The sequence below is a fragment of the Halomonas sp. KM-1 genome (assembly GCF_000246875.1).
GTDB lineage: Bacteria > Pseudomonadota > Gammaproteobacteria > Pseudomonadales > Halomonadaceae > Halomonas > Halomonas aerodenitrificans.
On the sequence record NZ_BAEU01000005.1, the window covers coordinates 1 to 9,588 of the forward strand.

General features: G+C 65.8%; 9 protein-coding genes. 4 read left to right on the plus strand and 5 right to left on the minus strand.

Annotation, left to right across the window (positions count from 1 at the left end; translation table 11 throughout):
- The 3 genes from B8115_RS00390 to pgi all read left to right on the plus strand — a co-directional run.
- Positions 1-448: pyruvate kinase alpha/beta domain-containing protein (locus tag B8115_RS00390; RefSeq protein ID WP_010625744.1), on the plus strand; the 448-nt coding region annotated here is incomplete at its 5' end.
- Complete coding sequence (locus B8115_RS00395) at positions 445-921, plus strand: methylglyoxal synthase (protein ID WP_010625745.1); 477 nt, start codon at positions 445-447, stop codon at positions 919-921. The genes B8115_RS00390 and B8115_RS00395, both read left to right, overlap by 4 nt.
- 40 nt (positions 922-961) lie before the next feature.
- Positions 962-2,626, plus strand: coding sequence for a glucose-6-phosphate isomerase (gene pgi / locus B8115_RS00400; protein WP_010625746.1), 1,665 nt, complete (start codon positions 962-964; stop codon positions 2,624-2,626).
- Between the two features lie 33 nt (positions 2,627-2,659).
- On the opposite strand, the gene crcB is transcribed toward pgi, so the two are convergent.
- Both crcB and B8115_RS00410 read right to left on the minus strand, forming a co-directional pair.
- On the minus strand, positions 2,660-3,052 hold the full coding sequence (gene crcB / locus B8115_RS00405; RefSeq protein WP_010625747.1) for a fluoride efflux transporter CrcB: 393 nt from the start codon (positions 3,050-3,052) through the stop codon (positions 2,660-2,662).
- The gene (locus tag B8115_RS00410; protein WP_010625748.1) at positions 3,049-3,441 is read right to left on the minus strand and encodes a CrcB family protein; all 393 of its coding nucleotides are present in this window, start codon (positions 3,439-3,441) and stop codon (positions 3,049-3,051) included. Before B8115_RS00410 ends, crcB begins: the two co-directional genes overlap by 4 nt.
- 290 nt (positions 3,442-3,731) lie before the next feature.
- Here B8115_RS00410 and ybiO point away from each other — a divergent pair, with 290 nt between their 5' ends.
- Positions 3,732-6,041 carry a mechanosensitive channel protein gene (gene ybiO / locus B8115_RS00415; protein ID WP_010625749.1) on the plus strand — a complete coding sequence of 770 codons (2,310 nt, stop codon included), beginning with the start codon at positions 3,732-3,734 and terminating at the stop codon, positions 6,039-6,041.
- Positions 6,042-6,129: 88 nt separating this feature from the next.
- Here ybiO and B8115_RS00420 read toward each other — a convergent pair whose 3' ends face one another.
- The 3 genes from B8115_RS00420 to B8115_RS00430 all read right to left on the minus strand — a co-directional run.
- Positions 6,130-7,197: an AI-2E family transporter gene (locus tag B8115_RS00420; protein ID WP_010625750.1), complete on the minus strand. Its 1,068-nt coding sequence runs from the start codon at positions 7,195-7,197 to the stop codon at positions 6,130-6,132.
- A gap of 73 nt (positions 7,198-7,270) precedes the next feature.
- Complete coding sequence (locus B8115_RS00425; protein WP_010625751.1) at positions 7,271-8,530, minus strand: heme biosynthesis HemY N-terminal domain-containing protein; 1,260 nt, start codon at positions 8,528-8,530, stop codon at positions 7,271-7,273.
- On the minus strand, positions 8,527-9,588 hold a 1,062-nt coding region (locus tag B8115_RS00430; RefSeq protein ID WP_010625752.1), incomplete at its 5' end, for a uroporphyrinogen-III C-methyltransferase. The genes B8115_RS00425 and B8115_RS00430, both read right to left, overlap by 4 nt.

The window sequence follows — 9,588 nt, forward strand, 5'->3', positions numbered from 1 at the left end:
TCGGGTGTGCCTCGGTGCCGAGCGCGAGCGTGTGGCCCAGGAGTCGGGGCACCGCATCCACGAGGGCTTCTCGCGCATCGACGAGACCATCGCGCTGTCCGCCATGTACGCCGCCAACCACCTCACCGGGGTGGCCGCCATCGCCTGCATGACCTCCACCGGTTACACGCCGCTGATCGCCTCGCGCATCCGCTCGGGGCTACCCATCGTTGGGCTCGCCCACAGCCCCATCGCCCAGCGGCGCATGGCGCTCTACCGCGGCGTGGTCTCGCTGCCGTTCGACACCAGTGCGATGGCGGCCAGCGAGCTCAACGACCGGGCGCTGGCGCTGCTGGTGCAGCAGGGGATTGCCGAACCGGGGGATCATGTCATCCTGACCCGGGGCGATCACATGAACGCCCACGGTGGAACCAATACCCTGAAGATTCTCGAGGTAGGCCAGCCATGACCGACAGCCGCCCCCAGCGCAGCGTTCGCCGTACCCTGCCGGCACGCAAGCGCATCGCCCTGATCGCCCACGACGGCAAGAAGGCCGAACTGCTGGAATGGGCCACACGCTGGCGCGATACCCTGGCCAAGCATGAGCTGGTCGGTACCGGCACCACGGCAGGGCGTCTCTCGGCCAGCCTGGAACTCACGGTGGAAGGCTTGATGAGCGGCCCGTTGGGGGGCGACCAGCAGATCGGCGCGCGCATCACCGAGCAGCGCCTCGACCTGCTGATCTTCTTCTGGGACCCCTTCGCACCCCAGCCTCACGACCCGGACGTCAAGGCGCTGCTGCGCCTGGCAGCGCTGTGGAACGTACCGGTGGCGTGCAATGCGGCCAGCGCCGATTTCCTGGTCAGCTCGCCCTGGCTCGACCAGCCCTACGAGATGGCCATTCCCGACGCCGAGGCCTGGGTGGCCTCACGCAACCCCTGACAACGAGATGGCGGGCCACGCCCGCACGTGCGAGGAAACCATGTTCCATCTGACCCGCAGCGTCACCTGGCAGGCTCTCCAGCGGCTGCAGCAGGCCACCGCCAACGACCGCATCAGCGACTACTTCGCTGCCGACCCGCAGCGCTTCGACAAGATGAGCCTGCGCGTCGGCGGGCTGTTCCTCGACTACTCCAAGCATCACGTCTCCGAGGCGGTGCTGGCCAAGCTGCTCGAACTGGCCGACCACTCGGCGCTGGTGCAGCGCCGCGCCCAGATGTTCTCCGGCGACATCATCAACGTCACCGAAGACCGCCCGGTGCTGCACACCGCCCTGCGCAACCTCGGCGAGGGCCCGCTGATGGTCGACGGCAAGGACGTGATGCCCGAGATCCAGCGCACCCGCGAGCAGATCAGGCTGTTCTCCGAGGCGGTGCGCAGCGGCGAGTGGCGTGGCTACAGCGGCGAGCGTATCCGCGACGTGGTCAACATCGGCATCGGTGGCTCGGACCTCGGCCCCAACATGGCCTGCCGGGCGCTGCTCAAGTACCGCCACGCCGAGCTCAACTTCCACTTCGTCTCCAACGTCGACGGCACCCACATCCAGAAGGTGCTCAAGCGGCTCGACCCGGCCACCACGCTGTTCATCGTCTCGACCAAGACCTTCTCCACCCAGGAGACGCTGCTCAACGCCAAGACCGCACGCCGCTGGTTCCTCGACAATGCCGGTGAGGGCGCCGATGTGGGCGCTCACTTCGTCGCCGCCTCGACCAACAGCAAGGCGGCCATGGAGTTCGGCATCCGCGAGGAGAACGTGTTCGAGTTCTGGGCCTGGGTCGGCGGTCGCTACTCGATGTGGTCTTCCATCGGCCTGCCCATCGCGCTCTCCATCGGCTTCGATGGCTTCATGGAGATGCTCGAGGGCGCCTACGCCATGGACCAGCACTTCATCGAGGCCCCCAACGCCCGCAACATGCCGGTGCTGATGGCCCTGATCGGCATCTGGTACATCAACTTCCTCGGCGCCGAGACCCAGGCCATCGTGCCCTACGATCAGGCGCTGCATCAGCTGCCGGCCTTCCTGCAGCAGCTCGATATGGAGTCCAACGGCAAGTCGGTGGACATCTTCGGCCATCCGGTGAACTACAAGACCGGACCCATCGTCTGGGGCCAGACCGGCTCCAACGGCCAGCACGCCTTCTTCCAGCTGCTGCACCAGGGCACCCGCTACGTACCCATCGACTTCATCGCCTCGCTCAAGCCCGAACCCGGCGTCGAGGAGCACCACTTCGCCCTGCTCACCAACATGCTGGCCCAGGCCAACGCCTTCATGATGGGCAGCCAGGAGGGCAGCCAGCTCGACCCCTACAGCTGCCCCGGCAACCGCCCCTCCAGCGTGCTGCTGCTTGACGAGCTGACGCCCCGCAACCTCGGTGCGCTGATCGCGCTCTACGAACACAAGGTCTTCGTGCAGGGGGTGATCTGGAACATCAATTCCTTCGACCAGTGGGGGGTCCAGCTGGGCAAGCGCATCGCCGGCGAGATCAGCGAGCGCATCGACGAGCGCAGCCAGGAGTTCGATGCCTCGACCCAGGGCCTGCTGGCGCTGGTGCGCGAGCACTTCCGCTCCGCCCCTGAGGTGGAGGAGACGGAGGCGCCCGCCAAGGCCGGCAAAGCCGAGAAGAAGACGGCAAAGGCCAGGCGCTGACAGCGCCAGAAAAAGGGAACCAGCCGTGGCCCGTCAGGCGTGACGGGCTCGCACGAAGCGGTCGCCCCACCAGGCCGCTGCCAGCCACAGCAGAACGCTAAGCAAGACGTAGAGCAGCGCCAGGCCGGGGCGGCCGAGTTCGAGCAGGAAGAGCGTCTCCAGGCTGAACAGCGAGAAGGTGGTGAAGCCGCCGCAGAAGCCGGCCACCAGGAACGGCTGCCAGCGCGCCACTCTGCCGCCGACCCGCAGGGCAGCATGAGCGGCGAAGGCGGCGATCAGCCACGAGCCCAGCAGGTTGACCGCCAGCGTGCCCCAGGGGAAGGCCGGGCCTAGCGTGGCATGGGTGGCCAGCGATACCAGATAGCGCAGCGTCGTGCCCAAGGCGCTGCCCAGCCCCACCGCCGCATAGGCGCGCCAGCCGTTCATGTCAGTCGCCCCGTCAGCCACCAGCCAAATGCCGCCAATATCAGCCCGGCGATCAGGGTGACGGCAACGTTGCCGATCGCCCCCCGGCGGTGGCCGCTCTGCCACAGGGCCAGGCTCTGCAGGCTCAGCGAAGAGACGGTGGTGTAGCCGCCCAGCAGACCGACGACCAGAAACAGCCAGCCTCCCTCCATCTCGCCCCCTCGGGCCAGGCCGAACCAGCCGGCCAGCGCACCGGCCAGCAGCGCCCCGCTGAGATTGACGAACAAGGTGCCCCAGGGAAAGGCGGTACCCACCCACCTGGCAAACAGGTTGGAGATCGCCAGGCGCGCCATGCCGCCCAAGGCGCCGCCCGCTGCTACCATTAGCACTAGCCCCACGCTCGCATTCATGCGCCTCTCTCGTCGCTGTCGCCAGCCGATGCTAGCCGACTCGGGTGGCCGAGACAAAAAGAAAGCCATCCGGGGGACGGATGGCAAGAGGGATGTCGAACTTGGTGCAGGGAATCGCGCCACAAGGGGGATGGCGCAGGTTAAATATTACACAACAATCAAATGATGTACAATAGCTGAATAAGAAAGCCGGGCGTGCAGCACAAGCATTCGTTCCTCACGCCTTGAACCCGTATGATTGGCTCAGTACGCTTCGCTGCCCGCCGACACGCCCGAAATGGAGGACCTGCGTGATTGCCCAACGGATTCTTGCCTGCCTACTGGTCTGGCTATCTATCGCCCTGCTGGCGTCTTCGCCGGCCTTGGCGCAACCCGCCGACAACGGCGCCGCTCCGGCCCCTGAAGTACTGGCCGAGCTGCTCGAGAACGAGCAGACCCGTCAGCAGCTGATCGAACATCTGCGTCGTCAGGCTGCCGCCGACCCGGGGCTGGCTGCCGAACCGGATGGCGCGATATCGCTGCCCAGGCAGCTGGCCGAAATGACTAGTCGCGTCGTCAGCGATATCGGTGGCGAGATGCGCAACCTGTTCGACGTGGTGGCTGGCCTGTTCACCGCCGAGACCGACACCACCGCCATCGACTGGGGCGACTTTCTCACTGCGGCGATCAACCTGGGGCTGGTCATCGCCGCCACCTTCGCCCTGTTCATGGTATTCCGCCGCTTTGAGCGGCCACTCTTCGTTCGCTTGAGCCATTGGAAACAGCAGAAAGGTGGGCTCAATCCCACCATTCGACTCGTTCTAGGGGTACTGGCCGCTGCCGTTGCCGACGTGCTGGTGGTGGCGCTGGCCTATGTGGGCGGCAACCTGATCGCCACCTTCGCCGTGGGCGAGACCGGCGAACTCTCGACCCGCGCCTCGCTGTTCCTCAACGCCTTCTTGATCATCGAGCTGATCAAGGCGGCCGTTCGCATGCTGTTCGCCTCGCGCTACGAGGGGCTCAGGCTGCTGCCCATCTCGGCGGCCGAGGCCTCCTACTGGAACCGCTGGCTGGCCCGGCTGATCGGCCTGGTCGGCTACGGCCTGCTGGTGGTGGCGCCACTGACCAGCGTCTATCTGGCCCCGACCATGGGCCAGGCGGTCGGCGTGCTGATCATGTTCGGCGCCTTCATCTATGCCGTGGCAGTGGTGCTGAAGAACCGCCTGCGCATCCGCGATGAGCTGAATGCCATGGCGGCCCGCTCCGACTTCACCGCCACCCGCATCTCGCTACAGCTGTTCGCACGCACCTGGCACCTGTTCGCCCTGGCCTATTTCCTGATGGTGCTGGTGCTGACCCTGACGCGCCCGGCGGACGCCCTGCCCTTCGTGCTGATGGCGACGCTCAAGACGGTGGTCGTGGTGGTGATCGGCATGCTGCTGTCGAGCCTGCTGACCCACTCCATTGGAAGGCGTATCCGCCTCTCCGACGACCTGCGTCGCAAGCTGCCGCTGCTCGAACCGCGGCTCAACAGCTACGTGCCCAATGCGCTACGAGTCATTCGCATGGTGATCCTGGCCGCGGTGGTGCTGCTGGTGCTTGATGCTTGGGGCGCCTTCGATCTGGCCGCATGGTACGCTTCCGAGCCCGGTCGTGGCCTGGTCGGCATGCTGATCAGCGTGGCAGTGATCCTGCTGCTCGCCATCGGCGTGTGGCTGGGGCTGGCCAGCCTGATCGAGCACAAGCTCAACCCCGAGACCGGCACCGGGGAGCCCGATGCCCGCGCCAAGACGCTGCTGACCCTGTTCCGCAATGCGCTGGCCATTGCGCTGATCACCATGACCGGGATGATCGTGCTGTCGGAGATCGGCATCAATATCGGCCCGCTGATTGCGGGTGCCGGCGTGCTGGGCCTGGCCATCGGCTTTGGCGCGCAGAAACTCGTTCAGGACATCATCACCGGCATCTTCATTCAGGTGGAGAACGCCATGAATACCGGTGACGTGGTCTCGGTGGGCGGCATCACGGGTACCGCCGAGCGGCTCAGCATACGCTCGGTAGGTATTCGCGACCTTTTCGGCACCTACCACATCGTGCCCTTCTCCAGCGTGGATACCGTCTCTAACTTCATGCGCGAGTTCGGCTATCACGTCGGCGAGTACGGCATCGCCTACCGCGAGAGCATCGACGAAGCGATCGTCGTCCTGCGCGAAGCCTTCGACGAATTGGCCGCAGACGAGACTCACAAGATGAACATCGTCGCACCGCTGGAGGTAGCCGGCGTCACCGGCCTCGGTGATAGCTCGATCAATATCCGCGTGCGCATCAAAACGACCCCTGGCACACAGTGGGGCGTGGGGCGCGCTTACAACCGCCTGGTCAAGCTGCACTTCGACGCTAAGGGCATCGAGATCCCCTTCCCGCACACCACGCTCTACTTCGGTGTGGGCAAGGAGGGCGAGGCACCGCCCGCCAACGTGCGTCTCATGCAGCAGAACTTCGACATCGACGGCCGCCCGGGCGGGCAGCCCCGCTCCGGCGAGAGCAGCCGCGAGAGCGAGGACGACCCGCGCTCCAGACCCAACCCGGTGTTCAAGGGCGACTACGAGGAGAAGGACTGACCGTCCGATAATCTGAAGATATCTGAAAAAGGAAATAGAGCGGGGCTGCCGACATGGCAGCTCCCGCTTCGTTTTGGACGAGGCCTGCCTAGGCGGGACGAGCCTCCTGGCGTGGCCAGGCCAACCACAGCGCCTTGACCAGAGTGGCCAGTGGAATCGAGAAGAATAGCCCCCAGAAACCCCAGATGCCGCCGAAGAACAACACCGCCACGATAATCGTCACGGGATGCAGGTTCACCGCTTCGGCGAACAGCAGCGGCGCCAGTACGTTACCGTCCAGCGCCTGGATCACGCCGTAGGCCAGGATCACGTAGAGAAATGGCTGGGTGAGACCAAAGTGGAAGCCCGCCACGGCGGCAACGGGAAGGGTGACGACGGCAGCACCGATATACGGAAGCAGCGTCGAGAGCCCTACCAGGATGCCCAGCAGCAGCGCATAGGGCAGCCCGAACAGGGCAAAAGTGGCATAGCTGACCGTGCTGACGATGAGGATCTCGAGCGCCTTGCCCCTCACGTAGTTGCTCAACTGCACCTCCATTTCCGCCCAGACCTGGCTCATCAAGGTGCGCTTCTCCGGTAGGAAGGGCAGGAAGAAGCCCAGCAGCACCGCGCGATCCTTGAGCAGGAAGAACACCAGGATCGGTACCAGCACCAGATAGATGATGAGCGCCATGACATTACCCAGCGAAGCCAGCGACAGCGCCAGCAGCCGCTGGCCGAGCTGGGTGGCCTCGCGTCCGGCCATGGCGGTCCACGCCTGCATCTGCTCAGGGCTCACCAGGTTGGGGAAGCGCATCTCCAGTTGCCCCAGCAGCTCCTGGCCCTGACCGACGATGTAGGGGATCTCCTGCACCAGGGCAGTCAGCTGTGACCACACCAGCGGAATCAGCAGTAGCACGACCTTGAGCAGCAGCCCGATGAACACCACGAAGACCGTGATCACCGCCGTCAGGTGCGACATGCCCCGCCGCGTGAGCCGCGTTACCGCCCCCTGTAGCAGAAAGGCGAGCACCAGTGCCGTGAGGAAAGGCGCCAGCATGCGCCCCAGCCAGAGTACGGTGGCAAAGCCGACGATGAGCAGGACGAGCAGGATCACCGCCTGTTCGTCGGAAAAGTATCGGGACGTCCAGCGCTGCCAGACCTGCTTGAGTGCCACGGTGTCCTCCTGCGACACGGGAAAGGGGCGCCGTGGCGCCCCTTGCGTTGCCTTGCGACGGTTTGAAGCCGACTCAGCTAGCCTTGGGAGAGGCCGGCTTCGCATTCGTTGCCTCGGCGGGTTCGGCCGGCTGCGGCAGCGAGGGTAGCGACTTGTCGAGCAGTTCGACGCTCTGGCGATAGTAGAGCTGGCTCTTGTTGTGCTCGCCCAGGTTGGCATAGAGCCGCGCCAGCTCGGCGCAGACCAGCCCGCTGGGTCGCTGGCGCTGGCTCGCCTCGAAGTACTCCTGGGCCTTGCCCCAATAGGCGTTGCGCAGTGCCAGACGGCCCAGGGTCAGCAGCAAGTCGGGGTCGTTGGGCCGCTCCTGCAGCCACTTCTCGGCATGCACCAGCTGACGTGCCGGGTCGACGTTGAGCAGCCCGTAGCGCAGCACCAGGCGACTGTCCCAATGCTCCTTGAGCGAATGGCGCAGCAGGCGCTCGGCGATACCCTCCTCGTCGCCCCGTACCAGCGCTTCGGCATACAGCACGATCAATTCGACGTTGCCGCGTAGCGAATCCGGCATATCGGCCCACAGGCTGCGAATGCGCTCGACATTCCCCGGGTCACGCGACTCGTGTACCAGCAGCTCCTTGTAGGCGCGCAGCTCCAGTTGGCCGCGCTCCTGGGGCGAGATCAGTTGGCGCGAGGCCAGACGCGGCATCAGGCGACGCAGACCCTCCCAGTCGTTGACGCTGAGATAGGCCTGCTTGAGCTGCTTGAGCACCTGAGGGTGGTTGGGCAGCTGACGGTCGAGGCGGGTCAGTATGGCCAGCGCTTCCTCGTACTGCTGACGGTCCAGCATCAGTTGGACCTGCATCAGCCCCACTGCGGTGTCGGCGCCTTCGGTGGAGAGGTGGGCACGCTTGAGCAGCGTGTCGGCCTGCTCGTAGCGGCCCTGATAGTGGGCCGCCAAGGCGGCGGAAAGATAGTTGACCAGGGGCGTGCTGGAGTCGTCGGCGGCCTTGACCAGTGACTTCTCGGCGCGCTTCCAACGTCCTTCGGCCAGCGCCACCAGGCCGCGCACGGTGCGCTTCATGGCGTTGCGATGCCGCGTGCGGCGATTCCACACCTTGAGCCGGCTGACGGGATGGCTCATGCGCATCAACAGGCGCAGCACGAAGTGCAGGACGAGGAAGGCGGCCAGCAGCAGTACCAGGCCGAACCAGAACGAGGTCTGGTAGGAGGTATCGCCCACGCGCACCAGCCAGTAGCCCGGCACCGATACCATCAGCTGGCCGAGCAGCGCTCCCAGCGCCAGGCCGAAGAGAACGATCAGCAGCAGCTTTCTCATGCCTCATCTCCCCGCTCGCCGCGCGAACCGAAACGACGCTCGATGAACTCGGCCAGAGCCTGCTGGGAGCCGCTGATGTCGGGCAGTTCGGGCTGGATGTTCTCGCCCTTGAGCTCCTCGAGCCGCGCGATGACGGCCTGGACTTCGTTACGCTCAGTGTCGTAGTAGCCTTCGATCATGGCCAGGGCCTTGTCGAGGCTGGCCTCGTAGAGTTCCTGCTCCTCCTTGAGCAGCGCCAGCTGGGCCTGCTCGAGAATCAGGCGAGCGCTTTGACGCAGGTAGGACTCCTGCTCCGGCGTGACCAGCGCCTCGAGCGCCTCGTCGTGATGACGGATCACCACGAGTTCGCGCAGCTCCTGACCGAAGCGGGAGAGCTGATCCTGCCATCCGCCGGTGGGCGCTTCCTCGATGCCGGGGCGTGCCGGGATCTCCTCCAGCTCGCGGGACAGCGGCAGCTGTGCCAGACGCTGTTGCTGGGCGTTGAGCGCCAGATAGAGGCCGCTGCGGTCGACGCGGGGCACGCCGTCGAGTACCGAAAGCTCGGCGGCGATAGCACGTCGTACGGAGAGCAGCGCCGGGTTGTCGGCCTCGTTCAGACGGGCATCGGCGGTACGCAGCAGCGCCGCGGCTCCTTCTACGTCACGCTCCAGTTGCAGCCGCTGGTTGGCCAGGCGCAGCAGGTAGGCGGCTTCGGCATGGAGCCATTCGCGCTCGTCGGCATCCTGCTCACGGGAAAGCTCGGCCAGCACCTGGTCCAGGGCGCCGTCGACTTCGCTGCGGTAGCTGGCGAATTCGCTGCGCATGGTTTCGATCGCCTCGGCTACCTCGGCGTCGCGGGTCTCGTCGGCACGCTCCAGCTCCTCGCGCAGGGTGGCGACCTCGTCGGCGGACGCCGCGCCTTCGGCGCGCTGCTCGAGTTCGGCCAGGCGCTGCTGCTGTTCGTCGAGACGCTCCCAGGCGTTCCAGGCGAACAAACCGGCGCCGATGCCCAGAAACAGCACCAGGATCAGGGCCAGAACACCGGCGGCACGGCCACCACCCTGGCCGCCGCCGCTGGC